Here is a 24,708-nt window from a genome sequence, read left to right as displayed (position 1 = left end):
TCGTGTTTGTAATGCGGGACACAGCGCCGCTTCTATACCCCTATCGCCGGGCGGATATCCTATAAGATGCCGCGAGGGACACCCTGGTACGGAGGAAGAGGCGCTTTGATCGACTATCACCTGCACGTCATAGCCCACGACGACCGCCCGATGACGGTCGAGAACATCCTCGCTTATTGCGAGGTCGCGAAGAGCCGCGGCATCCGCCAGCTCGGCATCACGGAGCACGACCGCTACCTGGACAAGATAGACCTTGGCGCCTTCAAGGAGGCGCGCGAGCTCTCCCAGGACGTCGAGCTGAGGATCGGGATAGAGATAGATTTCGTCCCCGGTGCCGAGGAGCGGATGGACCGCGACTCCTCGGCGCTCCCCTACGACTACGTTATAGGGAGCGTCCACCGGGTGCGGGGCGAGGAGATCGACAACGCGAACGTCCGCGACATCTACGAGAAGATGGACGCCTACGAGCTCTACGACCGCTATTACGCCAACGTGCGCGAGGCCGCCCTCTCGGGGCGCTTCGAGATCATCGGCCACCCGGACCTCATCAAGATCTTCAAGACCTACCCCCAGAGGGACATCACCCCGATGCTGGAGGAGACGGCCGACGCGATCGCCGAGGGGGGCGTCGTCGTGGACGTGAACGCCGCCGGCCTCAGAAAGCCCATCGGCGAGGTCTACCCCTCGCGCGAGCTTCTGGAGATGTTCTTCCGGCGCGGCGTCCCGATCGTCCTCTCCTCCGACGCCCACGCCGCGGACCAGGTGGCGATGGGCTACGACAAGAGCATCCCCCTCGTCCGCGAGGTGGGCTACCGCGAGGTCGCCACCTTCAAGGACCGGGAGCGCGGCACCCTCTCGCTGGCATGACGGCCGAGCTGTTCCTGAAGGACGCGTACCTCAAGGAGTTCTCCGCGAGCGTGGAGGGCTTGAACGGCCGCGAGGTCGTCCTCGACCGGACGGCCTTCTACCCCGGGGGCGGCGGGCAGCCCGCGGACAAGGGGACGCTCGGGGTGGGCCCGATCCACGCCTCGGTCGTGGACGTCAGGCGCGAGGGGGGGAGGATAATCCACGTCCTCGACGGGACGATCCCGGGGACCGTGAAGGAGCTCAACGGCGCCCTCGACTGGGAGAGGCGCCACGCCCACATGCGCTACCACACCGCCCTGCACGTGCTCTCGGCCGTGATATACAGGGCCTACGACGCTCGCGTCACGGGCGGCCAGATGCGCGTCGACCGGTCCCGCATGGACTTTTCCTTCCCGGGGGAGTGGACGGCGGAGGTGGTCGGGGAGATCGAGCGCCAGGCCAACGAGGCCCTCGGCCTGAACCGCCCCGTCAGGGTCTACGAGCTCTCGCGGGACGAGGCGCTGGAGAGGCCGGAGCTTATCCGGACGCAGGTCAACCTCGTCCCGGAGAGGGTGAAGACGGTGCGGATCGTGGAGATCGAGGGGATCGACGCGCAGGCCGACGGCGGCACCCACGTCGCCAACACCGAGGAGGTCGGGAGGATCGAGATCACGGGCCACAAGAGCAAGGGCCGCCAGAACAAGCGCGTCGAGTTCGTCCTGAGTTGAGGACGCGCGCGACCCTGGCCGTGTTCCTGATCTCCCTCCTCGCGGCGGGCTGCGGCGGCGGGCGGGAGCCGGCCGCCGATCGGGCCCCGGAAGGCACCTCCGGGTCCTCCCCCCGGGCGGGCACGACGCAAGGGATGGAGACCACGCAAGCCTCCACGCTGGCGACCGCCACCGTTACCCTGGTGCCTTCGGACGGAGGGGAGCCCGTGGAGGTCCGGGCCGAGATCGCGGACGACGACGCCGAGCGGACGCGGGGGCTCATGGAGCGGACCGCGCTCGCCGAGGAGGCCGGCATGCTCTTCGTCTTCGGGCGCGAGAGGACGCTCTCGTTCTGGATGAGAAACACCCTGATACCGCTCTCCATCGCCTACATCGACGCCGAGGGCCGCATCGTGGACATCGAGGACATGGAGCCCCTGGACGACCAGACCAAACACCCTTCGGCCGAGCCCGCGAAGTACGCCCTCGAGGTGAACCAGGGCTTCTTCGGGGAGCGCGGCATCGAGGTGGGGGACAGGGTGGAGGGGCTGCCGGCCGGCCCTCGGCCCTAAGGACGCACCTCGACCGCGACAAAGACCGTCTGGTTCAGCGGGAGCGACGCCGGGGGCGGTGCGCGCGCCCCGCATCTCTCCTCCTCTCCACCTACGAATCCCTCAGAGCCTCCGCTACCCGAAACGGGTCGCTCGCGACGACGGAGGCCGCGTAGAGCTCCATCGCCCCGATGTCCGACGTCCGGCTCGCCGGGTCCCCCCGGGCCACGAGGCGCACGACGACCGGGAAGCCGGACCAGTCCTCCTCCGCCGGGACGAGAGGGGGGACGTAGAACGCGGCGTTGAAGGAGCGTACGCCCAGCCCCTTGGTGAGGCCCTCCAGCACGCGGGCGACGGCGAGCCGGAGGGCCTCGTCCTCCAGGCTTCTTCCTACGAGGATGATCTCCTTCTCCTTCACGGGGGCGAGGCTGGCGAAGGCACGGACCCCTTCGGGCGCCGGGATGGACAGTCCCAGGGCGTCGTGGACCCGGTACAGGTCGTCGAAGTAGTTTGAGCCGTGCTCGCTTTCGTAGGAGAGGGCCGACCGCCTGAGGTGCTCGACCTTGGGGTAGTGCATCCCCCGCGTCGCCGTGGCCTGGGCGTGGCCGTGCACGATGGAGCCCCCCGCCCGCCACAGGCAGTTCCACATGAGAAAAAAGTACTTCGCCTCCGCGTCCGCCTCCAGCGCCCTCTTGCCCCACTCCAGGCCGACGGAGACGTAGTCGGAGACCTTTTCGGGGGTGAAGTCCAGGGGGTCGTGGTCGTCGAAGACCACGACGCCGTGGAAGCCGTCGTACTTGGCGATGTTCGAGGCGGTGACCGAGTGCTCGCCCCTGACCCTCCCGAAGACGTCCGAGGGCGTGCCCTCCAGGGGGCGGCAGAACGCGTCGCCTTTCGTAGCCGAGATCTCGCGCCCCAGGTCGAGGTCGACGCCGGTCTGCATGGGCCGCGAGGCCCTGAGCTCGTTGAAGAGGGTGCCTTCCAGGGTGACGCGGTTGGTGACCTTCACGATCCGCTGCTCCCGCACGACCTCCACCGAGCCGAAAGAACGCTCCACGAAGGGGCGCATCTCCTCGGTGAGCTCCAGCCGCCCCTTCGTCACGTCTACGCCGAAGAGACGCCCCGCGAGCGCCCGCTCCCCGGACCCAGCGACGCGATGAGATCGGGAAGGTCCGTTATCCGCGGCCGGTCCGCCACCGCCTAGCCCCCGCCGATCCGGCGTCCGGTCGCGGGCGGGCGGTTCGTTCCTCGCGGTGCAGGGGGTCTGCTGGGATCTCTCGCACGCTTCCTCCGGGTTCCTAGTGGCGGCTGGCTCGGGGCATCATACCCTTCGTGCGTTGGGACACCGGCGCGGCTAAAGGTTTTCCGCTCGCAGCCCGATAACCCTGTAGACGATAAAGGCAAACCCGCCGCGAGGCGGGGACGCAAAGCCACGGGCCTCCAGGAGGCAGCCGGGTTACCGAAAGGGGAATACATGAGGCGCGTACTTCTCGTGCTGTTTGTCAGCCTGCTGGGAGCTACGATGATGGCGGGGGCCGCTCGAGCGGGGGCACTGGACTTCACCGACGACTTCGACACCTTCGACGAGACGCGCTGGAAGAAGGGCAGCCACAACCTCGGGCGCAGCCGCCTCGACCCGGCGAACGTCGACGTCAGCGCGGGGAACCTCAGGCTCAAGCTCCCGGCCCGCACCACGAACGGCGGCGAGATCGCCTCCAACTCCCTGTATGGCTACGGGTCGTACACGGCGCGCATGAAGCTGCCGAACGCGCCCTCCTCGATCACGGGCTTCTTCCTCTACGAGCCGCCGGACTACGCCTCGGAGATCGACATCGAGATCTTCAACGACACCTCGCGCAGGATCATGTTCTCCTCCTACGCGAACGGGTCCCAGACGCACACCCAGACCCTCTCGCTCCCCTTCGACCCCACGACGGGCTTCCACGACTACCGCTTCGACTACGCCCCCGGCTCCCTGCGCTTCTACGCCGACGGCGTGCTGATGAAGGAGTGGACGGACGGCCTGCCCCAGACCTCGATGCGCCTCTACGCCAACGCCTGGTTCCCGACCTGGCTCGACGGCCGCAAGCCGACCAAGGACAAGTTCGTCCTCGTCGACAGCATCAAGCACCTCCAGCAGTAGCTCGGACGGGCCCTCCAAACGCGCGCGAGCAAACGGCCGTGCGCGCGGAGAACCCATGCCCGATGCCCCTCCCGGTCCGGCGACGGGACGCGGAGGGAGATGCCTCGGGTCCGCGAGAGGTTCCCCGCGCGGCGTCTTCCGAAGCCCCTTCGGGGCGTCCGAAGCGCGGTGGAGACCCGGCGCCAGGGCACGGCTCTGCGGGCGTCCGTCTGTGTGGGGAGATTCACGTATGGGGCTAAAGCAAGCGGTTCCCGCGTTCCGATAAAGGGATAGAGGAAGCGGAAACTTTCAGATCAGGGAGGCGCGGTATGGCACGGCGTGGGCTTATCTTACTCGTCATCGGGCTCGTGCAGGTGGGGCTCTTCGCTGGGCTCGCCGGGGCGGGGGTGTTGGGCTTCGCGGACAACTTCGACACCTTCGACACGACCCGCTGGAAGAAGACGGATCACGCGCTTGGACGCGGGTTCGTGAAACCGGCCAACGTTTCCACGAGCGGCGGGTACCTGCGCCTCAAGCTGCCCGCGAACACGGTGAACGGCGGCGAGATCATGTCCAACGTCCCGTTCACCTACGGGTCGTACACGGCGCGCATGAAGCTGCCGAACGCGCCCTCCTCGATCACGGGCTTCTTCCTCTACGAGCCGCCGGACTACGCCTCGGAGATCGACATCGAGATCTTCAACGATGCCTCGCGCAAGGTTCTCTTCACCACCTACTCCAACGGCCGTCAGACCCACTCGTACACGACCAACCTCCCCTTCGACCCGACCGCGGGGTTCCACAGCTACCGCTTCGACTACGCCCCCGGCTCCGTCAAGTTCTACGCCGACGGCAAGCTGATGAAGTCGTGGAACCAGGGCGTCCCCAGGGAGACGATGCACCTCTACGCGAACGCCTGGTTCCCGAAGTGGCTGGGTGGCCGCAAGCCCGCCACGGACAGGTACGTCCTCGTCGACAGGATCCAGTACACCCAGCCGTAGCGGTCGCCGCACGGGGCGCCCCGCCCGGCGCCCTAGCTGCCGGAGATCCCGCGCCGCCTCATCGCCCCGCGGAGCTTCCCCAGAACCCCCAGAAGCTCCCGCCGCTCCGCCTCGGTGAGGTCGTCGAAAAGCTCCGCGACGGCCTCCGAGTGCCCGACGAACGTGCTCTCGCAGGTGCTCTCGCCCCTGCCGGTCATCTCGATGACGGTCGCCCTGCGGTCCGTGGGGTGGGGCTTGCGCCGCACCAGACCGTCCTCCTCCAGCGCATCCACCAGCGCCGTGACGTTGCGCGGCGTCACCCCGAGCTCGCCGCTCAAGCCGCTCATGATCTGGGGCCCGTGGCACCGCAACACCCCGAGGAGCCGCATCCGGGCGTAGGTGGTCCCGCCCTCGCCCAGGCAAGACTTAACCCACCTCATATACGCGGGCCCGAAGGCCGCAAACTCTTCGACGAGCCGCAGCCGCGACTCGCCCCCGGAAACCTCCGCATCGTGGGTCGACTCTTCCCTCAAAACGCCACCATCCTAGCAGGTGCAAACGCCAGAAATATTGTAGACGTTCACTATATACGATGTTAAGGTTTTGGGACAGAGGCGGAGAGTGGAAGAGGGAGGGCCCGGTTTGAAGAGTTTAAAGGTCGGTGGGGTGGAGGTCGTGGCGCTCACGGACGTGGAGGGGGCGTTTTTCGGGTTAGGCCAGATCTTCCCCGGCGTCTTGTCGGGGCAGTGGGAGCGTTATCTGAGGCGTTACCCGTTCGCTTTCGCCGACGCCCGGACCCTCTACGGGCGCGTGGGATCTTACCTTCTCAGGCTGCCGAGCGGCCGGACGGTGCTCGTGGATGCCGGGATCGGGCCCGCGGCGATGGGACAGGGCGGGTCTTTGATGGACGAGCTCTCGGCAGCGGGCGTGGAGCCCGAGGACGTCGACACCGTCTTCCTGACCAACCTGCACGGGGACCACATCGGGTGGGCCCTGACGCCGCAGGGGGAGCCCGTTTTTCCGGGGGCGTGGTACGTGACGCAGGCCGTCGAGTGGGAGGCCTCCGAGTCTTACATAGGGGCGGCGCTGCGGCCCCTCGACGCGCTCGGCGTCCTGGAGCTTCTCGACGGCGAGGAGGCGCTCTCGGACCAGCTCACGGCGATACCGACGCCCGGGCACACGCCGGGGCATTCCAGCCTGCTCGTGCAGGATGGGGGCGAGGGGCTCGTGATCTCGGGGGACGTCATCGCGCACCCCGCCCAGGTCACGGAGCCTACCTGGAACATCGCCTTCGCCATGGACAAGGAGGCGACGGCCTATACGCGGGAGATGTTCCTGGAGTGGGTGGAGGCGGACGGCCTGACCGTCGCGGCCGGTCACGTACCCGGCACGGGCTTCGGACGCGTCGGGCGCGACGAGGACGGGCGGCGCGCCTGGGTGCCGCTCGACGAGACCGGGGACGGGGACGTCCCCACGGAGGAGGTGCGCCATGGAGGCAACGCAGGGTAATCGCGTCGGGGGCGAGCAGGTCGCAGGGTTCGGGCGGCTCCTGATCTACGGGGTCGTGGCCGGGGTGGCAGCGGCGGTGGCGAACGCCGTGGTCTACCTTCTGGCTTCGGCCCTCGGCGCCATGCCGCAGGACGTGGTCGCCAACGGGCAGCCGATAACGCTGGGGGCCGTCGCAACGAGCAGTTTCGTGCCCGCTATCCTCGCCGCGCTCCTGTTGGCGCTGCTCGGGCGCTTCACGCGGCGCCCCGTCTCGATCTTCCGCATCGTCGCGGTCGTGTTGCTGGTCGTCTCGTTCGTGACGCCGTTCTCCATCCCGGGCGCGCCGATCGCCATGATCGTCGCCCTTCTCCTCATGCACGTCGTCGCCGCGGCCGTGATCGTCGCCGTCCTCACGAGGTTCGGCCGGCGGGGCCGGGGATGACGAGGACGACCGGGGTGGAGCCGAGAAAGCCGCCGCCGCGCTTCCTGATGCGCGCGATGAACGTCGTGCCGAGGATCGTGCTGCGCTCGCCGCTGCACGGCCTGATGAGCGGCAACGTCCTGCTCCTCGCGTTCGACGGTCGAAAGAGCGGCAGGCGCTACGTCACCCCCATGAGCTACGCCCGGGCCGGGGAGATCGTCCTGATGTCGACCGAGGCCCCGTGGTGGAAGAACCTCGCCGATGGCGGGGCGGACGTGGAGATGAGGCTGCGGGGACGGGAGGTCGCGGGGTTCGCGGAGGCGGTCACGGACGAAGAAGCGGTGGTCGAGGGGATAGGGGAGATCGTCCGTCTCTACCCCGGCTACGGGCGTTTCGTCGGCGTCGGGTTGGATGAAGAGGGGAGCCCGGACCGGGAGGCCGTCGTCCGGGCGGCCCGGCGCGGGCGCGTCCTGATCCGGGCGCGGCTGGACGGGGCTGCGTGAGGCGGCTCGTAGCGGCGCTTACGGACCGGTGCGGGCGGCGGTGTAGACTCGAAGATCGTGGAGATCCGATAAGAGGAAGAGGATGAGCGTGGAAGAAGCGAACGGCGGCATGAACGGCAAGGTCGTCCTTATCACCGGGGGGACCTCGGGGATCGGCAAGGCGGCGGCGGTCGAGCTGGCCGGCATGGGGGCCGAGGTGGTCATCACCGGGCGCAACGAGGAGCGCGGGCGGGAGGCGGTCGAGGAGATCAAAGGCCGCTCCGGCAGCGGCGCCGCCTCGCTCCTGCTCGCGGACCTCTCGGCTCAGGCCGGCGTGAGAAGGCTCGCGGAGGACTTCCGCGAGGGCCACGACCGGCTCGACGTCCTCGTAAACAACGCGGGGGTCGTGAACCGGAGGAGGAGCGAGACCGTCGACGGCATCGAGTCGACGCTCGCCACGAACCACCTCGCGCCGTTTCTCCTGACGAACCTGCTGCTCGACCTGCTGAAGGAGAGCGCCCCGAGCCGCATCGTCACGACCGCGTCCGAGGCGGAGCGGTGGGGGAGGCTGGACCTCGACGACCTCCAGAGCCGGAGGCGCTACGGGGCCTTCCCCGTCTACGGGATGACGAAGCTCGCGAACATCATGTTCACCATCGACCTCGGGAGAAGCTGGAGGGGACGGGCGTCACGGCGAACTGCTTCCACCCGGGCGCCGTGAACACGAACTTCGGCAACGGGACCGGGGCGTAGGGACGTTCTTCTTCAACGCCTTCAAGCCGTTCATGAGGAGCCCGGAGAAGGGGGCGGAGACCCTCGTCTACCTCGCCTCCTCCCCCGACGTCGAGGGGATGACGGGCAAGTACCTCTCGGACGGGAAGCTCATCACGGCGAAGTCCGTCGCCTACGACCCCGAGGCGCGGCGCAAGCTGTGGGAGGCGAGCGAGAACCTGACCGGCCTGAAGGTCTCGGCTTAAGGGTGGGCAGGGACCGGGGGATAGAGGTCGAGGGGCTCGTCCGGGAGTTCCGCAAGGGTCCGAGGGCCGTGGACGGCATAGACATCCGGGTGGAGCCCGGCGAGATCTACGGCTTTCTCGGCCCGAACGGGGCCGGCAAGTCCACGACCGTCCTGATGCTCACGACGCTCCTGCCGCCGACGGGCGGCAGGGCGACCGTCGCCGGCTACGACGTCGTCAAGGAGGGGCCGAAGGTCCGCGCCTCCATCGGGGCGGCGTTGCAGGAGGCGGCGCTCGACCCGTTCCTCACCGGGCGCGAGCACATGACCTTGCAGGCGGCGCTGCACGGGCTGGCGCGCAAGGAGCGCAAGAGCCGGGGCGACGAGCTTCTGGAGCGCGTCGGGCTGGAGGAGGCCGCCGACCGGCGGGTGCGCGGCTACTCCGGGGGGATGAAGCGGAGGTTGGATCTCGCGCTCTCGCTCGTGCATCGGCCCGAGATCCTGTTTCTCGACGAGCCGACGACCGGGCTCGACCCGCAGAGCCGCTCGGCGCTGTGGAGCGAGGTCGCCCGCCTCGCGCGCGACGAGGGCGTCACCGTCTTCTTGACGACGCAGTACCTGGAGGAGGCCGACGTGCTCGCCGACCGGGTCGGGATCATCGACCGTGGCAAGATCGCGGCCGAGGGGACGCCGGAGGAGCTGAAGGCGGAGATCGGGCGCCCCAGCGTCGAGGCTACGCCGGCGAGCCCGGAGGAGCGGGGCAGGGTCACGGAGGTTCTCTCGCGCTTCGGCGAGGAGATCACCGGCGCGCCCGGCGCCGTCGCCGTGAGGATAGACCACGGCGCGGGCGACCTCGCCGACGTGGTGCGCGCCCTCGACGCCGAGGGGCTGAGGGTGACGAACCTCAGGATCGAGGAGCCGACCCTCGACGACGTCTTTCTCGAGAAGACCGGACGCTCCCTGGAGGGCGCGGGCGACGGCGAGAGCGGGATGGAGGAGTCGCAGTAGTGGGACCCTCGCTCCTCGTGCAGGTCGCGAGCCTCGCGCGCCGCTCCACCCTGCGGACCCTGAGGCAGCCGGCGGTGATGGTCTCGGCGATCGTGTTCCCGATGATGTTCTACGCCATCAACGCCTACGGGCTGGACGCCGCGACGAGCATCCCGGGTTTCCCGGCCGATTCTTACAAGGACTTCGCGTTCGCGTTCCCGCTCGTGCAGGCCTCGCTCTTCGGGGCGATCACCGCCGGCTCGGACCTCGCCCGCGACATCGAGAGCGGCTTCTTCGACCGGCTCTCCCTGACGCCCATGCGCCCCTCGGCCTTGCTCCTGGGGATGCTCGCGGGGGTCGTGGCGCTCGGGCTCATACAGGGCGTCTTCTTTCTGGGCATGGGGCTCCTCTTCGGGTGGACATAAAGTCCGGCTTCGGGGCATGCTCGTCCTGATCCTGCTCACGGTGCTCGTCTCCCTGGGCTTCGGGGGGATAGGGGCGATGCTCGCCCTGAGGACCGGCTCGGTCGAGGCGGTCGAGAGCGCGTTCCCGCTGTTCTTCGTCTCCATCTTCATGTCCAGCATCAACCTGCCGCGCGACCTCATCGAGGCCGACTGGTTCCGGTACGTGGCGACGGCCAACCCGATCTCCTACCTCGTCGAGGGACTCCGCAGCCTCGTCATCACGGGCTGGGACGCGCAGGCCTTGACCGTCGGCTTCGGGTGCGCTCTTGCGATCGTGGTGCTCTCCCTGGCGGGGGCGTCGTCGTTTCTCAGGACGAGGGTGGCGCGCTGATGGGGGGCTTCTTCTCGGTGGCCTACGCCGTCGCCGCGCGCCAGGTCTACAAGTACTTCGCCAACCCCGCGTTCTTGGCGCCGGCGTTCTTCCCGATCTTCTTTTTCGTCGCGTTCGCGGGCGGGCTGACGCGGGTGGGGGACGTCCCCGGCTTCGACTACGCGGCGGGCTACATCGCGTTCCAGTTCGTGTGGGCGCTGCTTCAGGCCGTCGCGATGGGCGGGGCGTTCACCGGGTTCTCCATCGCGGGGGACTTCGAGAACGGCTTCGCGCGGAGGCTCATGCTCGCCGCCTCGAACCGGCAGGGGATCATCCTCGGCTACACGATAGCCTCGCTCGTGCGCGCGACGATGACGGGCGTCCTCGTGACGGTCGTCGCCCTGATCGCCGGCATGCCGATAACCGGCGGGTTCGACTTGTTCGGCCTCATAGGGCTCGCCATCATAGTGAACGTCGCGGCGACCCTGTTCGGGGCCGGCGTGGCGATGCTGCTCCGCACCCAGCAGGCCGGTCCGGTGATACGGACCCCGATCTTCCTGGTCCTCTTTCTCGCCCCGGTCTTCGTCCCCCTGAACCTCCTCTCCGGCTGGATCGAGACGCTCGCCCGCCTGAACCCGTTCACCACGATCCTCGACGCCGCCCGCGGCTTTCTCGCCGGGACCCCGGTAAGCGTGGGACCCGCCTACGCGATCGGCCTCGCCCTCGTCGTCGCCTTCGCCCTCTGGGCCCTCTACGGCCTGCGGTACGCCGAGAAGACGGGCAGCTAGCGCGTGGCGACGCAGAGCCGCCGCGGCCGCGCCTACGGCCGTCCCGTCGCCAGGGCCCAGCGCGCCGCGACGAGCCTGCACACCTCCCTGTACCGCGCCACGGGCGGCAGGCTGGGCGGCCGTCTCGCCGGTGGTCCCGTCCTGCTGCTAACGACGAAGGGCCGCAAGTCCGGCAGGGAGCGCACCGTCCCGCTCCTCTACCTCCCCGACGGCGAGGACCTCGTCCTCGTGGCCTCGAACGGCGGCACGGCCGCCCACCCGATGTGGTTGTTGAACCTGCGGGCGCAGCCCGCCGCGACGGTCGAGGTGGGGGAGAAGAGCCTGCGCGTCCGGGCCCGGGAGGCGAGCCCGGGGGAGAAGGAGCGGTTGTGGCCGCGATTGGTCGAGATGTACGGCGGGTACGAGAGCTACCAGCAGAAGACCGACCGGCCCATCCCGGTGGTCATCCTGCATCCCGCAAACGACGAGCGCCCGAGCGGCGCGTGAGAGAGGGGCACGAGGTGGCTGAATTTCAAACCCTGGAGAGGGAAGAGCTCAAGGCGAAGATCGACCGGGGCGACGATTTCGTTCTCGTCGAGACCCTGCCGGAGTCGGCGTTCAAGAAGCGTCACCTGCCCGGCGCCGTGAACCTGGACGACATGGGCAAGGTCTCCGAGATGTTCCCGGACAAGGACGCGGAGATCGTTACCTACTGCACCAACTTCAACTGACACGCCTCCGAGAGGGTCGCCCGTGAGCTGGTGACCATGGGATACACGAACGTCAAGGAATACCCCGGCGGCAAGCAGGACTGGGTCAGGGCCGGCCTGCCCACGGAGAGCGAGGACTAGCCCGAGCGTTCCGAGCGCCCACTGCTCTGGCCCCGCCGTCCCACCCGGACGGCGGGGCCCGTCTCCTTGGCCTGCCGTCCCACAAGCGGCCCCTCCCTCGGGACCGTCGTCGGGAAACAAACCACCCGTTCCCTCGTATGGGTATGTGTCAACGAACCTCCCGACGACGGTCCCCGGCTCTCCCGGCACGCAGCGGCGGGATCGTGGAGCGATCCGAGCGGGAGCGTCGGGCCCTTCGGCGGTGTGAGCCGGGGGGGGGGGCGCGCGTCGGCGGCGTACGCGTCGGCGGCCGGGAGCGCGACGAGCGAGCGGGCCCTGCGCCGCGGGCCTCGTTCGACCAGAGCGTAGCTAGGGGGCGGAGTGGCGGTTATAGAAGCTCGGGAGATGACGAAGACCTACGGACGGGGGAGGGCCTCGTCGAGGCGCTCGTGGGGTCAGCCTGCGCGTCGAGGCGGGGATTGGGTCTCGGTCGTCGGGCCGTCGGGGAGCGGGAAGAGCACCCTCATGAACCTCCTGGGGCTCCTGGATCGCCCGACGAGCGGCTCCTACGTGCTCGACGGCCGCGACGTTTCGAGGCTGAAGGGCGGGGAGCTGGCCGCGGCGAGGCGGGACCTTATCGGCTTCGTCTTCCAGAGCTACAATCTCCTGCCCCGGCAGAGCGCCCAGGGCAACGTGGAGCTCCCGATGGTCTACGCGGGGGTTCGGGGCAAGGAGCGCAGGAGGCGGGCGCGGGAGGCGCTGGAGCGGGTGGGGCTCGCGAACAGGGCCGGCCACAACCCCACCGAGCTCTCCGGCGGACAGAAGCAGAGGGTGGCCGTGGCGCGGGCGCTCGTCAACGAGCCGGCGCTGCTCCTCGCCGACGAGCCCACGGGGAACCTCGACACGGCCTCGGGAGAGAGCATCCTGGACCTCTTCGAGGAGCTGAATGCGGGGGGCGTCACGCTCATGGTCGTCACGCACGACGAAGGAGTAGCCCGCCGGGCCGGCAGGATCGTGGAGATCCGGGACGGGCGCGTCTTCTCGGACGAGCGGTCGGACGGGGCGGGGGCGTGAGGACGCTCAGGATCGCCGCGATGGGCCTCCAGGGGCTCCTGGTCAACTGGGCCCGCACGGCCCTGACCATGCTCGGCATCATCATCGGCGTGGGGGCGGTCGTGCTGCTCACCTCGCTCGGAAACGGCATCCAGGAGAGCATCTCCGGCCAGATCAATGACCTCGGCCCGAACCTCATCACCGTCGTCCCCGGCTCCGAGGAAGGTGACGGAGGGGGCGGCCCGTTCGGCGCGGCGGCGTCGAGCACCCTCACCCCGGAGGACGCCCGCGCCGTCGCGGACCTGCCGGGAGTGGCCGAGGTCTCCTCCAACGTCTCGGTGGTCGCCCCGATCGGGCAGCAGAGCGTCTCGTTCTCGGGGGTGGACCCCTCCTACGAGGAGATACGCCAGGTCGCGCTCTCCGACGGGCGGTTCGTGGAGAATGAGGGGGAGGTCGTCCTCGCGGAGTCGGCGACGGAGGGCCTCGTGGACACCCCGCCGGAGGAGGCCGTGGGACGGACACTCGAGATCAGGAACAGGGAGTTCGAGGTCGTGGGCGTGGCCGAAAAGGCCGACCCCGGCTTCGGTCCGCCCGTCCCCGACTCCTCCTACGTCAGCACGACCGACGCCCTCGAGCTCTCGGGGAACGAGACGGTGGGCCAGATCGTGGTTCAGGCCGAGAGCGCGGGAGACGTCGGGGCGGTGACGGACAGGATCGAGGCCGAGATCGCGCGGGCCCACGACGGCGCCAGAGACTTCTCCGTCATCACGCAGGAGGAGCTGCTCTCCACGTTCACGGAGATCACGGACCAGCTCCAGATCTTTCTGGCCGGCATCGCCGGCATCTCCCTGCTCGTCGGCGGCATCGGCGTGATGAACATCATGCTCGTCTCGGTGGCCGAGCGGACGCGCGAGATCGGGGTCCGCAAGGCCCTGGGCGCCACGAATACGGACGTCCTGCTCCAGTTTCTCCTCGAAGCCATCCTCCTCGCCCTCCTTGGCGGCGCCCTCGGCGTGGCCCTGGGTGTCGCGGGATCGGTGCTGCTCCCGAGGATACTGACGGATCTCCCCCCGGCGGTGGTGACGGTCGAAGAGGTCGCCCTGGCCTTCGGCGTCTCCGCCCTGATCGGGGTGGTCTTCGGCGTCCTCCCGGCCTACCGCTCCGCCCGCCTCGAACCCGTCGAGGCCCTGAGACGAGAGTAACGCACCCCCCCGTCACTCCGGACACACGAAACGCACTGACCGTCCTGGCCTCCCTGCTGCTCCCGGATTCTAGCGCGAACCGTCTCCCGAACGGACTAGGATCTCGTGAGGCCCCGACTTGCGTCCGAAAAAAGTTGACCCGTCAAGGATAAGCGGTATAGTTGACCGGTCAACTTTAATGGGAGAGCAGGATGGCGGGTGATATGGTCGAGGAGAAGAAGGGTGTTGCGGGGCACCCGATCCTGACGCCTCTGGGCTGTGTTTTCCGGAGGATCGGGGCCGTCTACGAGAAGGAGACGGGGTTCGGGGTGGGGCAGTGGTTCGCGCTGGTCACGCTCGAGCGGAGCGACGGGATGAGCCAGGGCGAGATGAGCCGCCTCTTCGGGGTGGACCCCGCGCGGGTCAGCCGGGTCGTCCGGGCCCTGGAGGGCGAGGGGTTGGTGCGCCGTGAGCGCGACCCCGGGGACGGGCGCGTCGTGCGCCTCTACCTCACCGACGCGGGCGTGGGGCGCTGGAGAAGCGTCCCGCCGTGGAGGAGGCGGTGGAGGCCCGCGTGCGGCGCGTCATGAGCCAGGACGAGGTCGAGGAGCTCGGGCGGATGCTCGGGCTCCTCGCAGAGGCGATGGAGGAGTAGGTTGTCCGAGGCGGAGCGACGGGGGACGGCGGGCGCCGGGGGCAGGAGGGCCACGCTGCTGGCCGTTGCGGGGCTCATGCTCGCGCTGTTTCTGGTCGCGCTGGACCAGACCATAGTCGGGACGGCGCTGCCGCAGATTATCGCGGATCTTCAGGGGTTCGAGCGCTACGCCTGGGTGACGACGGCGTATCTGCTCGCTTCGACGGCCATGATCCCGGTCATAGGGAAGCTCGGGGACATCTACGGGCGCAAGTGGTTTATCCTCGGCGGCATCCTCGTGTTTCTCGTCGGGAGCGCGTTGTGCGGGGCGGCGTGGGGGATGCTCGAGTTGATCATCTTCCGCGGCATCCAGGGGCTCGGCGCCGGCATGATCTTCGCGAACATCTTCACCAGCGTCGCGGACATCTTCCCGGACCCGGCCCGCAGGGCCAAGTACCAGGGCGTCTTCTTCGGGGTGTTCGCGCTCTCCAGCGTGGTGGGCCCTGCCCTGGGCGGTTGGATCACGGACAACCTGGATTGGCGGTGGGTCTTCTACGTGAACCTGCCCCTGGGGCTCTTCTCGCTGCTGGCCCTGCCCTTCGCCCTGCCGCAGAGCACGAAGCGGCGCAGCGCGAGCATCGACTACCCCGGGGCCGTAACTATCACCGCCTCCGTCGTCGCGCTCCTGCTCGCCCTCTCGTGGGTCGGGGAGGGCTACGACTGGGGCGCGACGCGCGTCGTGTGGGGCTTCGTCGTCTCCGCCGCGCTGCTCGCGGCCTTCGTGCCCCTGGAGCTTCGCGCCCGCGAGCCGATCATCCCGCTCTCTCTGTTCGGGGGGAGGGTCTTCGCGACCGCCTCGGTCCTCATGTTCCTCGTGGGGCTTGGGATGTTCGGGATCATCCTGTACACCCCGCTCTTCGTGCAGGGCGTCCTCGGAGAGACCGCGACAAACTCCGGCACCGTCCTCACCCCGCTCGTCCTCTCCATGACGGCGGTCGGCGTGATCGGCGGCCAGATTATCGCGCGTGTCAGGCGCGTCAAGCCGTTCACGCTGCTCGGCACGGTCGTGATGACCTTCGGCACCTACCTGCTCACGACGCTGGACACGGGCTCCTCCACGTTCACCGTCGCCGTCTTTCTCGCCGTCACCGGCCTCGGGCTCGGCCTGATCATGCCGACCGTCACCCTCGCCGTGCAGAGCACGGTGCCGGTCGAGATCCTGGGCGTCGCTACCTCGGCGACCCAGTTTATCCGCTCGCTGGGCTCGACGGTCGGCACCGCGGTCGTGGGCTCCCTCGTCACCCGCGGCTACGCCGAGGACCTGGCCGCCAACGCCCCGGCTCAAGCCCCCGAGAGGCTGGTCTCCGCCCTGGACAACCCGCAGGCGCTCGTCAACCCCGAGGCCCGCGAGGCCCTCTCGGAGGCGGCCTCGGCCTTCCCGGGCGGCGGGCAGGTCGTGGAAGGCGTCGTGAGCGTCGCCCGCGACGCGCTCTCGGGCTCGATACACGACGGTTTCGTCTTCGTCTTCGCCGCCGTCGGGGCCTCCATCCTCGCCGCCCTCGTTATGAGGAACGTCCGCCTGGAGGACGCTCCGGGCGTCGCCTCGCCGACGGCCGCGAGGCCCGCCGCCGAGACCGCGGCGAGCCCGCCCCTCCACGCCCCCGAGCCCTCGGTCGTCCCGAGGCTCGCCGAGGCGTTCGGGCGGGACAGGGCGCTGAGCGCGCGCGACGAGGCCCTGCGCGGGCTCCTCTCCTCGGTGAACGGCATGCACGAGCCCGCCGAGCGCAGGAGGGCGTCCGCCGCCCTGCTGAGCCTCGCGGAGCGCATCGAGCGCGGCAACGGGGACTACCCGAACCTCGTCCGGGCAGCCTCCGAGCTCGCGAACGGGCACGGCGGGACGGAGCGCGAGAGGGCCGTACACGCCTCCAGGAGAATCGTCCGGCCGCTCAGGGAGAGGCTTCTTCGGGAGGGCCTAGGTAGCGAACCCGCGCCCGCCCTCTCCTCCGACGCGCCCTCCTCGTGAGGGGCGAGGGGGACCGGTGATGGTGGGCGGACCCTAGCCCCGCCGGGGCGCATGAGCTCTTGCAGCCGGTCGCCGGCGAGCGCGCCGGCGGTGGCGGCGACGGAGATCACGGCGAGCGAGGCCGCGACCTGCAACGGCTCCCAGTTCTGCACCGGCAGGAGCGCCCGGAAGGCCCACTCCCCAGGACGAGGGCCGGGCCGAAGAGGACGGCGGCCCCGAGGACGCCGCGGCCGTCCTTCCTGCCGAGGAGCGCGAGGTCCACGGTGAGGGCGGCGAGGAGCACGAAGACCGGCGGGCCGGGGTTCTCGAAGGCGCCCATGCCCACGAAGATCCCGAGCGCCACCACCCGGAAGCCCACGTAGACCAGCGCGACCGCCGTCGCCGCCCCGAAGCGCCCCACGTAGCGCGCCGCCGCTACGATCGGGATCGCCGCCAGGGGCCCCGCGAGGAGCGGGTAGAAGAGGGCGTCGCGCCGGTCGAGGCGGAAGTCCAGCGGGCCGAGGACGAAGAGCGAGAGGGAGAGCGCCGCCGCGAAGAGCAGGAGGACGTTGACGCCGGCCCAGCCGAAGGAGCCCTCGTCCCGGTGCAGCCCGGTGCCAAGCGCCGTGGCGAGGCCGTAGATCCCGACGAGCGCCCCGGCCGCGCCCATGAGGTGCGGCGGGCTCCACACGGTGACGTCCAGCCCGTACATCTCGTGCCAGAGGTCGTCGAGCGGGGCGGCGGAGACCTGGATCATGGAGCCGAGAGCGGCGACGGCGAAGCCCGCCCCGGCCCTCCCCGTCGCCCACAAGGAGCCCGCCCGGCGACGCGTCAGGGAGAGCGCGCAAACGGTGGCGACGAAGAACACCGCCGTCCCCGAGTAGATGAGGCGGTGCGGCGGCACCCAGAACGTCTCGCGCCCGATCGTGACGTGCCAGGAGACGTCCCAGTAGACCCCGGCCAGGGCCACGAAGACGGCCACGACACCTAAAGTGCCCAACGCCTGCGCCCCGCCCCGACGACGCGGTTCTCCGTCCTCTCCACGAATACCTCCCTGCCGTACGCTCTGCGCCTGAACCTTTAAGTTATCACCCCCGGATCGGGGCGAGGAGCCGGGGTTGGTTGTAGAATCGCCGTGTTCGCGACGGCGGTCTTTGCGTGAGGGAGGCGCCTTGAGGCACACGGTGGCGGTTTCTGGCGCGGTATGTTTCGCCCTGTTCCTCCTCGCCGGATGCGGCGGCCCGACGACCCCGGACACCGAGGGTCAGACGCTGACCAGGGCCGTTCAGGCGCTGGCCGACTCCGGGGTGGCGGATGAGGACATTACGGTAGTTGCGGCCGAAGGCGGGGCGCCGGCGAGGAGGCTCACGGACCTCGGGACCGAGTTGGGCGACCCGGACGAGCTCTACGTCTGCGACCAGGACCCGACGGCGTCGCCCCGACGGAGCCCGTGAACCTCGAGGTCGCCACGGTCTGCGCCGAGGAGGACGACTCCTCGCGCAAGAAGAACAGGCCCAAGGTCAGGCGGCGCAGGTGACGGAGGCGACCGAGAGGGGAGGCCCCGGGGGCACGCGCAGCGCCCACGTGGGCACTACCCACGTGCTGCCGGGGATGACGGAGCACCAGGCGCGGCTCGCCCGCATGCTCGACGTGCCGACCGTCGTCGTGGTCTTGCTCGTGGTCCCCGCGCTCATCCTGCACTTCTCGGACGCAGACGGCCTCCTGGGCGTCTTCAGCGGGGTCTTGAACTGGGCCATCTACGGTTGGTTCGTCTTCGAGTTCGCCTGCATGCTCTACCTCGCCCCGGACGACCGGGAGTACTTCCGCTACAACAAGCTCGACATCTTCGTCCTCGCCACGACCTTCCCCCTCCTGCCCAACGTGCTCCAGGCGTTCTGGGTCTTGCGCCTCCTGAGGCTCATAGACGTGCTGCCGGTCATCCTCGGGCGCTTCGGCTCCGTGAGCCTGCTGCCCTACGCCATCGTGCTCGCGTTTATCGCGGTCTTCGGCGGCGGCATCGCCTTCGCCGACCTCGAGGGCCTGAGCGTCCTGGACGGCATCTACTGGGCGAACACGACCGTCAACACCGTCGGCTACGGGGACATCTCGGCCCAGACCGCCCGCGGCAAGCTCCTCTCCATGGTCCTGCAGTGGACGGGGAACGTCGTCCTCGCCCTGCTGATCGGCGGCGTCGCCGCCGCGGCGCAGAAGGCCATGCTCGGCACGGCCGCGGCCGAGGTAAGGGAGGACATCGAGGAGGTCCAATCCGACGTCGAGGAGATCGAAGAGGACGTCGAGGACGTGGGGGAGGACGTCGAGGACCTGCTCAAGGACATCCGGGGCCTCTCGGCGAAGGACAGGATCATCCTCAAAGAGCTGCACGACATCAGGCGCCGCCTGGCGGAGATCCACCCGGGTACGGGAGATTCGAGCGGTCAACCCCCCGCGCGGGAGGGCGACCCCTCAGGCCCCTCCGCGCCCGCAGAGCCGCCGGACGAAGACGCCCGGGGACGCTCGTAGGGAAGTCAACCGCCTCGAAGGGCGACAGAGATCCCGAAAAAGGCTGAGGGCCCCCGGCGCCGCGCGGCGCCGGGGGCCCTCCGTTCGCTCTCCTACCGGATCAGGAGTTCGGGAGGCGCAGGATCTTGCCGGACACGGGCGCCTTCCCGTAGCCCGGAACCTCGACCCGGCCCCTGGCCTCGTGCTTCCCGACCACGCCGTACCCCGGCGCGAGCGGCCGGATCTGCACGGCGCCGGCCTTCATCGGACCGCCGTACCCGGGCACCCTCACCCGGGCCTCCCGGCCCGCCACGCCGAGCGCCTGGTTGGTCTCGTCGTTGTCCAGCAAAATCTTCCTGTAAGCACCCATGTCTTCCGCCCCTTTCAAGAGCTTGACACACTTTTGTGTCAATATCGCCACGCCTTGTAACGGCGCAGGTTCATACTCTAGACCAGATGCTCGCGCAGACAAGGCGGACCGTGGCGTCGGATGTGAACGGTTTACTAAATCGTTGTAGAAAGGACTAGATCCTTCGAACTCCTTCCCACAGGTGCCGGTCCGTTTGCTAGAATCCACGCCTGGAGAGGTGTCCGAGAGGCCGAAGGAGCGCGACTGGAAATCGCGTAGGCGGTGTTAAGTCGTCTCGAGGGTTCGAATCCCTCCCTCTCCGCTCCATGACGGCACGGAAGGGGGCCCCGGCTACGCGGCGGGGCCCCCTTCCGTGCCGGGCCGGACGTCCCTGGCGGTCGAGTTCTCGCTGGTGCGGTCCCCGACTTACGGCCTGCCGCCGGGCGTCGCTCACCCCTCGTCTAGATTCGTCCCGCACGGGTCCCGGGGCCCGGATCTCGGGCGTTTCCCGACGGCTCGATCCAAGGAAAAAGGCAAGTGCCTTCGAGCATCCTTTAAGGATCGGCCTCTAACATCGGCGGTGTAGGGGACGAGCCCGGTCGGGGCTTCTCCGACGAGGGACGAGCATCCGCGAGGACGCCCCGACCCGCCCGAACAGCCCCTACGGGGGCTCGAAGCTCGCGGTCGACGGGATGCTCGGCTCCTACGCCACGGCCCACGGGCTCTGCGCGACGAGCCTCCGCTACTTCGACGTCGCGGGCTCCTCCGCCGACGGCCGGTTCGGGGAGGACGCGAGCCCGAGACGCACCTCATCCCCCTCGTGCTCCGGGCCGCGGCCGGCGAGAGGGAGGCCGTCGCGGTCTTCGGCACGGACTACCCGACGCCCGACGGGACCGCCGTGCGCGACTACGTGCACGTCGAGGACCTCGCACGGGCGCACGAGCTGGCGCTCGCGGGCGCCGTGCCCGGGGGGCACAGGGTCTACAACCTCGGAAACGGGACGGGCTTCTCCGTCCGGCAGGTCATCCGGGCGGCCCGCGAGGTCACGGGCCGCGAGATCAGGGCCGTGGAGGCGCCGGGCCGGGCGGGAGACCCGGCCGTCCTCGTCGCGTCGAGCCGCAAGATCCGGGACGAGCTCGGCTGGGCGCCCGAGAGGCCGGGGCTCGAAGCCATCGTCTCCGACGCGTGGGGCTGGCTCCGCGCGCATCCGAACGGCTACGGGGCGCCTTGAGCGCCACGCATCCCGCGAACGGCTCCGCCGGCCGGGTTCGATCTTCGGGCGAGAAGGGCGCGCCCTCGGGCCGCGTTGTCGGCGGGCCCGCCCCGACGGTCAGGAGGGTGGCATCGGCGTCGCGCGGCTGAGGGACAGCCCGGACTTCGAGGCCAGGATGGCGCCCGAGTGCGAGGACTGGGCCCGCCTGAGTATGGACGAGGGCCAGTCGTCGATGGCCTCCTCGAGCGCGGCCGTCTTGACGACGAGCTGCCTGGCGTTGGCGAACCCGGTGAGCCTCTCTTGCTGCTCGAGCGCCTTCTCCAGATCCACCCGCCCCAACCAGTCGAAGGAGGCCCACACGGTGCGACCCTCGCCGACCCCCTCGTCGAGGAGCCGGCCGAGCCCTTCCTCTCTTCCCCCCGGAGGGCCACCCTCCGGCCTCATGAGGAGTCGCCCCTCACGCACGAGGCGCCCGGCCTCCAAACCGTTCTCCTCGAACTCGGAGATCAAACCCTCCGCCGGCTCGTCCTCCCCGCCGTAGAACTTCACCAGCAGCCCGCCCCGCGCCTCGCCTACCCGGAAGAACGCCGCGTCGAGGCGGTGCAGGATGCCGCGGTCCTGCGCGACGGCGAGCACGTTGTCGGGCACCCGCAAGAACGAGCTCAACTGCCCGACGAGCGTGGACGAGCGCTCCTTCTCCCGCAAGAAGTCCTCCAGGGCCTCGCGCCTGATGCGCCAGCGCTTGCCCACCTTGAGGCCCGGCAGGTTCCCCTCCCGGCACCAGCGCCACACCGTCGACTCCTTCACCCCCAGGAGCCCCGCCACGTCCTCTACCCCCAAAAGCTCTATCTCGCGCCCTCTCTCTATAGAAACCACCGAACCCTTCCCTTCTGAGGCGTTCCTCGCGCCCCGGCTGCACACAAAGATACATCCCGGTCCCGTTCGCTACACCTATAGGTGTGTTTTTAGCTTGTTTAACCTGTTTTTAGTTGACTATACCTTAGTAAACCATAGAGTTATATGTGCAAAGGCGGTGATCCGTTGTGGGTGTGCCGCTGCGAAAGAGAGGGGCCACATGGCCGAGCAAGCAGCAGGACCGAGGATTCACGCCAGGGACCGAGACGAGGGCTTGCGGGGCACGGAGACCAAGTCCTCCTACAAGACCACCGAGCTTATCGCGTACGTCGCGGCGGTGGCCGGCGTGCTGATCGCCGCGCTATTGACGGATGGTGGCGCTGACGGGTTCAACACGGTGGACGCGTGGAGGTTCGTTACGTACCTGACGATCGGGTACATGATCAGCCGCGGGCTGGCGAAGGCCGGTTCCCGCAACCCGAGGGACTAGCAGGGTTTCGACTCGGCCTTGCGACTTCCCTGGAGCGTGGAGGGGACCGGAATCTTCGAGACTCCGGCCCCCTCCGCGTTTCCGGATCGCGAGGGGGAGGACGGGTACGGCGACGAGGGGTAGGTTGCGATGATACGGGTCCCCGGGGGTGCCTGTTCTGGGTGTTGGCCAGCGTGGTTTTGAGCGTGGGCCTGACCGTCCTCGTGAACCTCGCCTTGCTCCTACTCTAGACCGGGGCCGTTGGCATGGGTTCGGGGGCCGGAGACGGGCCGTCGGACCGTGACGTGTGGGAAGAGATCGGAAGGAGAAGTACGGTGGAGAGAGATCCAGGAGGTGCGTACGGGCAGACCGGGAGCACCGGCGGGGCCACGGGGCAGGCGAAGCAGCAGGGGCAGCAGATTGCCGCTCAGGCCCGGCAGCAGGCGTCCAAGCTAGCCAGCCAGGGCGGCGAGCAGGTCAAGGGCCAGCTGGCCAACCAGAAGCACAACGCGGCCCAGAGGATAGCGCCCGTGCAGACGGCGCTCAGGGAGACCGCGCACCAGCTGCGCAACCAGGGCCAGGCGCCGAGCGCCGAGTACGTAGACAGGGCCACGGACCAGGTCGAGCGGTTCTCCGACTACCTGCGCGAGACGGACGTCGACGAGATGATCGGCGAGGTCCGGGGCTTCGCCCGGCGCCGGCCGGGCCTCTTCCTCGGGGGCGCGGCTACCCTGGGCTTTCTCGCGAGCCGCTTCCTCAAGAGCTCTTCCCAGGAGCAGCTGAGCCATCCGGGAGGACGCTACGAGACGACCGGCACCGCGCTGAACGGGTCGGAGGTTCGTTACGGGGCCGGGCAGCCCACGGCCCTCCCCCCGGGCGCGGTCGAGGGGGAGCACCCGGCGGACGCACTCCCCTTCAGCGAGAGGGAGCGCATGGATTCGTCCGGCGGGGCGCCGATACCCCCTCGGGAATACTAGGAGCGGGCGATGCAGGGTAGAGACGAGCGCTCGATCGGGGAGCTCTTCGCGGAGCTGGCGCAGGAGACCGCCACGCTGGTGCGCCACGAGATAACGCTCGCCAGGGCCGAGATGAGCCAGAAGGTTTCTCGGGCCGGCAAGCATATCGGCGTCCTGGCGGCGGGCGGGGCGCTGGCTTACGCGGGGCTGCTGGCGATCCTCGCCGGGGTGATAGCCCTGTTGAACGCGGTCATGCCGTTGTGGGTCGCGGCCCTTTTGGTCGGGATCGTGGCGGCGGGCGTGGGCTACCTCCTGGTGAGGAGGGGGCTCGACGCACTCAAGCGAGAAGACTTCGCGCCTCGACAAACGATGGAGACACTCAAGGAGGATGGGCAATGGGCGAAAGACCAGACGAGATAGGGCGGGATCCCCTAAATAGGCGGGCTCCGCTCGGCGAGGACCGCGGTCCCCTGGCCGGAGAGCCGGGGTTCGACCCCGCCACGGACGCCTTCCGGCCGGACGTAGCAGACCCGGACCGCCTCCGCGACGACGAGGTGGAGGTCACGCGGGTGGAGATCGAGCGGACCCGGGCCGACATGAGCGAGACGGCGAACGCCATCCAGCAGAGGCTCTCCCCGGAGAACCTGAAGGAGCAGGCCAAGGACAGGGTCCGGGACGCCACCGTGGGGAAGGTAGAGGACGCCGGGTCCGGCATCGCGGGCACGATCAGGGAGAACCCCATCCCGGCGGCCCTGACCGGGATAGGACTCGGCTGGCTGCTAGTGAGCGCCAGGAAGCAACGCGCGCAGCGCCCGCGCCTCCGCCGCAGGCCGTACTACGACTACGGTTACTCCCCCGCGTACGACGACGACTACTACCCGCCGCGCTACGACGAGCGGGGGTCCGACGGTAACTCCGCTGGTCAGGCCCTGGAAAGGGTCGGGGAGACCGCTGGTCAGGCCCGGGACAGGGTGAGCGAGACCGCGGGCCAGGCCCGGGACAGGGTCGAGCAATCCGCCGCTCAGGTCCGCGACAAGACGGGCGAGCTCGCCGATCGGACGCAGCACCAGGCGAGCCGGCTGGCCGACCGGGCCCAGCATCAGGCTCGCAGGGCCGGCGGCGGGATGCAGCGGATCCTGCGGGAGAACCCCCTGGCCACGGGCGCCCTGGCCGTCGGGCTCGGCGCGGCCGTCGGGCTCGCCATACCCGAGACCCGCAAGGAGAACGAGGTGATGGGCGAGGCTCGCGACAACGTCGTCGAGAAGGCCCAGGAGAAGGCACAGGAGGCCCAGCAGAAGGTACAGCGGGTCGCCGAAGAAGCCCAGGGCGCGGCCCAGCAAGAGGCCGAGAACCAGGGCCTCGCCCAGCAGTAGGGCGAAGTCTCCGCGACGGAGGGTCCAGGGCGCGTCCATTAGGGCGCGCCCTGGACCTTTTGAGGGTGGGTGCTCGAACGAGGACGGAGGCGGGGCAACGATACGCGATCCCGTGCCAGCGGCGGTTCTCTGCGCGAGAGCCCCTGGAGCGGGGCAGCTCTACAACGGGTCCGCACCCTTGCCGGCGTACCGTATCCGGCCATCACGCCGGGCC

Annotated in this window: 31 protein-coding genes, 1 tRNA gene, 1 pseudogene and 1 riboswitch; of the genes and pseudogenes, 28 read left to right on the top strand and 5 right to left on the bottom strand. The window is 69.4% G+C overall.

Annotation, left to right across the window (positions count from 1 at the left end; translation table 11 throughout):
* Window positions 1-105: 105 nt before the first annotated feature.
* Genes GBA65_RS15835 through GBA65_RS15825 form a run of 3 tightly spaced genes read left to right on the top strand, consistent with a single transcriptional unit; the run spans window position 106 to window position 2,125 of the window.
* Window positions 106-867: a histidinol-phosphatase HisJ family protein gene (locus tag GBA65_RS15835; RefSeq protein ID WP_166397389.1), complete on the top strand. Its 762-nt coding sequence runs from the start codon at window positions 106-108 to the stop codon at window positions 865-867.
* Window positions 864-1,574 (top strand): alanyl-tRNA editing protein, encoded by a 711-nt coding sequence (locus tag GBA65_RS15830; RefSeq protein WP_166397388.1) that lies wholly within the window; start codon window positions 864-866, stop codon window positions 1,572-1,574. Before GBA65_RS15835 ends, GBA65_RS15830 begins: the two co-directional genes overlap by 4 nt.
* A complete protein-coding gene (locus tag GBA65_RS15825) occupies window positions 1,571-2,125 on the top strand; it encodes a DUF192 domain-containing protein (protein ID WP_166397387.1) in 555 nt (184 codons plus the stop codon). Before GBA65_RS15830 ends, GBA65_RS15825 begins: the two co-directional genes overlap by 4 nt.
* A 91-nt stretch (window positions 2,126-2,216) precedes the next feature.
* Here the strand turns inward: GBA65_RS15825 and GBA65_RS15820 are convergent, their stop codons facing one another.
* Window positions 2,217-3,206, bottom strand: a complete 990-nt coding sequence (locus tag GBA65_RS15820) for a hypothetical protein (protein WP_207955821.1) — start codon at window positions 3,204-3,206, stop codon at window positions 2,217-2,219.
* Window positions 3,207-3,493: 287 nt separating this feature from the next.
* Window positions 3,494-3,568, top strand: a riboswitch (cyclic di-GMP riboswitch).
* Between the two features lie 10 nt (window positions 3,569-3,578).
* Here GBA65_RS15820 and GBA65_RS15815 point away from each other — a divergent pair.
* Together GBA65_RS15815 and GBA65_RS15810 are read left to right on the top strand one after the other, a co-directional pair.
* Window positions 3,579-4,247, top strand: coding sequence for a glycoside hydrolase family 16 protein (locus GBA65_RS15815; RefSeq protein ID WP_166397386.1), 669 nt, complete (start codon window positions 3,579-3,581; stop codon window positions 4,245-4,247).
* Window positions 4,248-4,555: 308 nt separating this feature from the next.
* The gene (locus GBA65_RS15810; protein ID WP_166397385.1) at window positions 4,556-5,227 is read left to right on the top strand and encodes a glycoside hydrolase family 16 protein; all 672 of its coding nucleotides are present in this window, start codon (window positions 4,556-4,558) and stop codon (window positions 5,225-5,227) included.
* 32 nt (window positions 5,228-5,259) lie between these two features.
* On the opposite strand, the gene GBA65_RS15805 is transcribed toward GBA65_RS15810, so the two are convergent.
* On the bottom strand, window positions 5,260-5,739 hold the full coding sequence (locus tag GBA65_RS15805; RefSeq protein WP_166397384.1) for a MarR family winged helix-turn-helix transcriptional regulator: 480 nt from the start codon (window positions 5,737-5,739) through the stop codon (window positions 5,260-5,262).
* Between the two features lie 109 nt (window positions 5,740-5,848).
* On the opposite strand from GBA65_RS15805, the gene GBA65_RS15800 reads away from it, so the two are divergent.
* The 15 genes from GBA65_RS15800 (at window position 5,849) to GBA65_RS15735 (ending at window position 16,801) form a co-directional block, all read left to right on the top strand.
* Window positions 5,849-6,715, top strand: coding sequence for an MBL fold metallo-hydrolase (locus GBA65_RS15800; protein ID WP_166397383.1), 867 nt, complete (start codon window positions 5,849-5,851; stop codon window positions 6,713-6,715).
* Window positions 6,696-7,136: a DUF6069 family protein gene (locus tag GBA65_RS15795; protein WP_166397382.1), complete on the top strand. Its 441-nt coding sequence runs from the start codon at window positions 6,696-6,698 to the stop codon at window positions 7,134-7,136. The genes GBA65_RS15800 and GBA65_RS15795 overlap by 20 nt, the downstream gene beginning before the upstream one ends.
* Entirely contained in the window at window positions 7,133-7,618 is a 486-nt protein-coding gene (locus tag GBA65_RS15790) for a nitroreductase/quinone reductase family protein (RefSeq protein ID WP_166397381.1), read from the top strand. The genes GBA65_RS15795 and GBA65_RS15790 overlap by 4 nt, the downstream gene beginning before the upstream one ends.
* An 82-nt stretch (window positions 7,619-7,700) precedes the next feature.
* Complete coding sequence (locus GBA65_RS15785) at window positions 7,701-8,318, top strand: SDR family NAD(P)-dependent oxidoreductase (RefSeq protein WP_207955820.1); 618 nt, start codon at window positions 7,701-7,703, stop codon at window positions 8,316-8,318.
* A gap of 64 nt (window positions 8,319-8,382) precedes the next feature.
* Window positions 8,383-8,574, top strand: a complete 192-nt coding sequence (locus GBA65_RS23355; protein WP_207955819.1) for a hypothetical protein — start codon at window positions 8,383-8,385, stop codon at window positions 8,572-8,574.
* Window positions 8,575-8,576: 2 nt separating this feature from the next.
* Window positions 8,577-9,560: an ATP-binding cassette domain-containing protein gene (locus tag GBA65_RS15780; protein ID WP_166397380.1), complete on the top strand. Its 984-nt coding sequence runs from the start codon at window positions 8,577-8,579 to the stop codon at window positions 9,558-9,560.
* Window positions 9,560-9,964 (top strand): ABC transporter permease, encoded by a 405-nt coding sequence (locus tag GBA65_RS15775; protein WP_166397379.1) that lies wholly within the window; start codon window positions 9,560-9,562, stop codon window positions 9,962-9,964. The genes GBA65_RS15780 and GBA65_RS15775 overlap by 1 nt, the downstream gene beginning before the upstream one ends.
* Before the next feature lie 16 nt (window positions 9,965-9,980).
* Entirely contained in the window at window positions 9,981-10,334 is a 354-nt protein-coding gene (locus GBA65_RS15770; RefSeq protein WP_166397378.1) for an ABC transporter permease, read from the top strand.
* Window positions 10,334-11,101: an ABC transporter permease gene (locus GBA65_RS15765; protein ID WP_166397377.1), complete on the top strand. Its 768-nt coding sequence runs from the start codon at window positions 10,334-10,336 to the stop codon at window positions 11,099-11,101. Before GBA65_RS15770 ends, GBA65_RS15765 begins: the two co-directional genes overlap by 1 nt.
* Before the next feature lie 3 nt (window positions 11,102-11,104).
* Window positions 11,105-11,587 (top strand): nitroreductase family deazaflavin-dependent oxidoreductase, encoded by a 483-nt coding sequence (locus GBA65_RS15760; protein WP_166397376.1) that lies wholly within the window; start codon window positions 11,105-11,107, stop codon window positions 11,585-11,587.
* A gap of 14 nt (window positions 11,588-11,601) precedes the next feature.
* Window positions 11,602-11,811 carry a rhodanese-like domain-containing protein gene (locus tag GBA65_RS23350; RefSeq protein WP_207955818.1) on the top strand — a complete coding sequence of 70 codons (210 nt, stop codon included), beginning with the start codon at window positions 11,602-11,604 and terminating at the stop codon, window positions 11,809-11,811.
* Window positions 11,812-12,315: 504 nt separating this feature from the next.
* Window positions 12,316-12,984, top strand: coding sequence for an ABC transporter ATP-binding protein (locus GBA65_RS15750; RefSeq protein WP_166397374.1), 669 nt, complete (start codon window positions 12,316-12,318; stop codon window positions 12,982-12,984).
* Window positions 12,981-14,165 carry an ABC transporter permease gene (locus tag GBA65_RS15745; RefSeq protein ID WP_166397373.1) on the top strand — a complete coding sequence of 395 codons (1,185 nt, stop codon included), beginning with the start codon at window positions 12,981-12,983 and terminating at the stop codon, window positions 14,163-14,165. Before GBA65_RS15750 ends, GBA65_RS15745 begins: the two co-directional genes overlap by 4 nt.
* A 191-nt stretch (window positions 14,166-14,356) precedes the next feature.
* Window positions 14,357-14,734 (top strand): MarR family winged helix-turn-helix transcriptional regulator, encoded by a 378-nt coding sequence (locus GBA65_RS15740; protein ID WP_166397372.1) that lies wholly within the window; start codon window positions 14,357-14,359, stop codon window positions 14,732-14,734.
* A gap of 66 nt (window positions 14,735-14,800) precedes the next feature.
* Window positions 14,801-16,801: an MDR family MFS transporter gene (locus GBA65_RS15735; protein WP_166397371.1), complete on the top strand. Its 2,001-nt coding sequence runs from the start codon at window positions 14,801-14,803 to the stop codon at window positions 16,799-16,801.
* Between the two features lie 106 nt (window positions 16,802-16,907).
* Here GBA65_RS15735 and GBA65_RS15730 read toward each other — a convergent pair whose 3' ends face one another.
* On the bottom strand, window positions 16,908-17,780 hold the full coding sequence (locus GBA65_RS15730) for a hypothetical protein (protein WP_166397370.1): 873 nt from the start codon (window positions 17,778-17,780) through the stop codon (window positions 16,908-16,910).
* 172 nt (window positions 17,781-17,952) lie between these two features.
* Between GBA65_RS15730 and GBA65_RS15725 the strand changes: the two genes are divergently transcribed.
* The gene (locus tag GBA65_RS15725) at window positions 17,953-18,234 is read left to right on the top strand and encodes a hypothetical protein (protein WP_166397369.1); all 282 of its coding nucleotides are present in this window, start codon (window positions 17,953-17,955) and stop codon (window positions 18,232-18,234) included.
* Window positions 18,235-18,313: 79 nt separating this feature from the next.
* Entirely contained in the window at window positions 18,314-19,300 is a 987-nt protein-coding gene (locus GBA65_RS15720; RefSeq protein ID WP_166397368.1) for an ion transporter, read from the top strand.
* A gap of 100 nt (window positions 19,301-19,400) precedes the next feature.
* On the opposite strand, the gene GBA65_RS15715 is transcribed toward GBA65_RS15720, so the two are convergent.
* Window positions 19,401-19,691, bottom strand: a complete 291-nt coding sequence (locus tag GBA65_RS15715; RefSeq protein WP_166397367.1) for a hypothetical protein — start codon at window positions 19,689-19,691, stop codon at window positions 19,401-19,403.
* A 169-nt stretch (window positions 19,692-19,860) separates the two neighbouring features.
* On the opposite strand from GBA65_RS15715, the gene GBA65_RS15710 reads away from it, so the two are divergent.
* Both GBA65_RS15710 and GBA65_RS15705 read left to right on the top strand, forming a co-directional pair.
* Window positions 19,861-19,950: transfer RNA gene (locus GBA65_RS15710), tRNA-Ser, on the top strand.
* 304 nt (window positions 19,951-20,254) lie between these two features.
* A pseudogene (locus tag GBA65_RS15705) lies at window positions 20,255-20,859 on the top strand (NAD-dependent epimerase/dehydratase family protein); the annotation flags it as partial.
* 99 nt (window positions 20,860-20,958) lie between these two features.
* On the opposite strand, the gene GBA65_RS15700 reads toward GBA65_RS15705, so the two are convergent.
* Window positions 20,959-21,717 carry a helix-turn-helix domain-containing protein gene (locus GBA65_RS15700; RefSeq protein ID WP_207955817.1) on the bottom strand — a complete coding sequence of 253 codons (759 nt, stop codon included), beginning with the start codon at window positions 21,715-21,717 and terminating at the stop codon, window positions 20,959-20,961.
* Between the two features lie 199 nt (window positions 21,718-21,916).
* On the opposite strand from GBA65_RS15700, the gene GBA65_RS15695 reads away from it, so the two are divergent.
* From GBA65_RS15695 to GBA65_RS15680, 4 genes are all read left to right on the top strand, one after another.
* The gene (locus GBA65_RS15695; protein WP_166397366.1) at window positions 21,917-22,186 is read left to right on the top strand and encodes a hypothetical protein; all 270 of its coding nucleotides are present in this window, start codon (window positions 21,917-21,919) and stop codon (window positions 22,184-22,186) included.
* Between the two features lie 314 nt (window positions 22,187-22,500).
* On the top strand, window positions 22,501-23,142 hold the full coding sequence (locus tag GBA65_RS15690) for a hypothetical protein (protein WP_166397365.1): 642 nt from the start codon (window positions 22,501-22,503) through the stop codon (window positions 23,140-23,142).
* 9 nt (window positions 23,143-23,151) lie between these two features.
* The gene (locus tag GBA65_RS15685) at window positions 23,152-23,541 is read left to right on the top strand and encodes a phage holin family protein (RefSeq protein ID WP_166397364.1); all 390 of its coding nucleotides are present in this window, start codon (window positions 23,152-23,154) and stop codon (window positions 23,539-23,541) included.
* Window positions 23,517-24,494, top strand: coding sequence for a DUF3618 domain-containing protein (locus GBA65_RS15680; RefSeq protein WP_166397363.1), 978 nt, complete (start codon window positions 23,517-23,519; stop codon window positions 24,492-24,494). Before GBA65_RS15685 ends, GBA65_RS15680 begins: the two co-directional genes overlap by 25 nt.
* Window positions 24,495-24,708: the final 214 nt, after the last annotated feature.

It is taken from the genome of Rubrobacter marinus (assembly GCF_011492965.1).
Classification (GTDB): domain Bacteria; phylum Actinomycetota; class Rubrobacteria; order Rubrobacterales; family Rubrobacteraceae; genus Rubrobacter_F; species Rubrobacter_F marinus.
Note: the sequence above shows the minus strand (reverse complement) of the source record. Positions and strands in the feature narration are given on the sequence as shown.

Coding starts and splice junctions, on each gene's coding strand:
- GBA65_RS15770 (WP_166397378.1), top strand. CDS start 9,981: ATGCTCGTCCTGATCCTGCTCACGGTGCTCGTCTCCCTGGGCTTCGGG.
- GBA65_RS15740 (WP_166397372.1), top strand. CDS start 14,357: ATGGCGGGTGATATGGTCGAGGAGAAGAAGGGTGTTGCGGGGCACCCG.
- GBA65_RS15795 (WP_166397382.1), top strand. CDS start 6,696: ATGGAGGCAACGCAGGGTAATCGCGTCGGGGGCGAGCAGGTCGCAGGG.
- GBA65_RS15830 (WP_166397388.1), top strand. CDS start 864: ATGACGGCCGAGCTGTTCCTGAAGGACGCGTACCTCAAGGAGTTCTCC.
- GBA65_RS15750 (WP_166397374.1), top strand. CDS start 12,316: ATGACGAAGACCTACGGACGGGGGAGGGCCTCGTCGAGGCGCTCGTGG.
- GBA65_RS23355 (WP_207955819.1), top strand. CDS start 8,383: ATGAGGAGCCCGGAGAAGGGGGCGGAGACCCTCGTCTACCTCGCCTCC.
- GBA65_RS15695 (WP_166397366.1), top strand. CDS start 21,917: ATGGCCGAGCAAGCAGCAGGACCGAGGATTCACGCCAGGGACCGAGAC.
- GBA65_RS15765 (WP_166397377.1), top strand. CDS start 10,334: ATGGGGGGCTTCTTCTCGGTGGCCTACGCCGTCGCCGCGCGCCAGGTC.
- GBA65_RS15680 (WP_166397363.1), top strand. CDS start 23,517: ATGGGCGAAAGACCAGACGAGATAGGGCGGGATCCCCTAAATAGGCGG.
- GBA65_RS15815 (WP_166397386.1), top strand. CDS start 3,579: ATGAGGCGCGTACTTCTCGTGCTGTTTGTCAGCCTGCTGGGAGCTACG.
- GBA65_RS15790 (WP_166397381.1), top strand. CDS start 7,133: ATGACGAGGACGACCGGGGTGGAGCCGAGAAAGCCGCCGCCGCGCTTC.
- GBA65_RS15685 (WP_166397364.1), top strand. CDS start 23,152: ATGCAGGGTAGAGACGAGCGCTCGATCGGGGAGCTCTTCGCGGAGCTG.
- GBA65_RS15785 (WP_207955820.1), top strand. CDS start 7,701: ATGAGCGTGGAAGAAGCGAACGGCGGCATGAACGGCAAGGTCGTCCTT.
- GBA65_RS15810 (WP_166397385.1), top strand. CDS start 4,556: ATGGCACGGCGTGGGCTTATCTTACTCGTCATCGGGCTCGTGCAGGTG.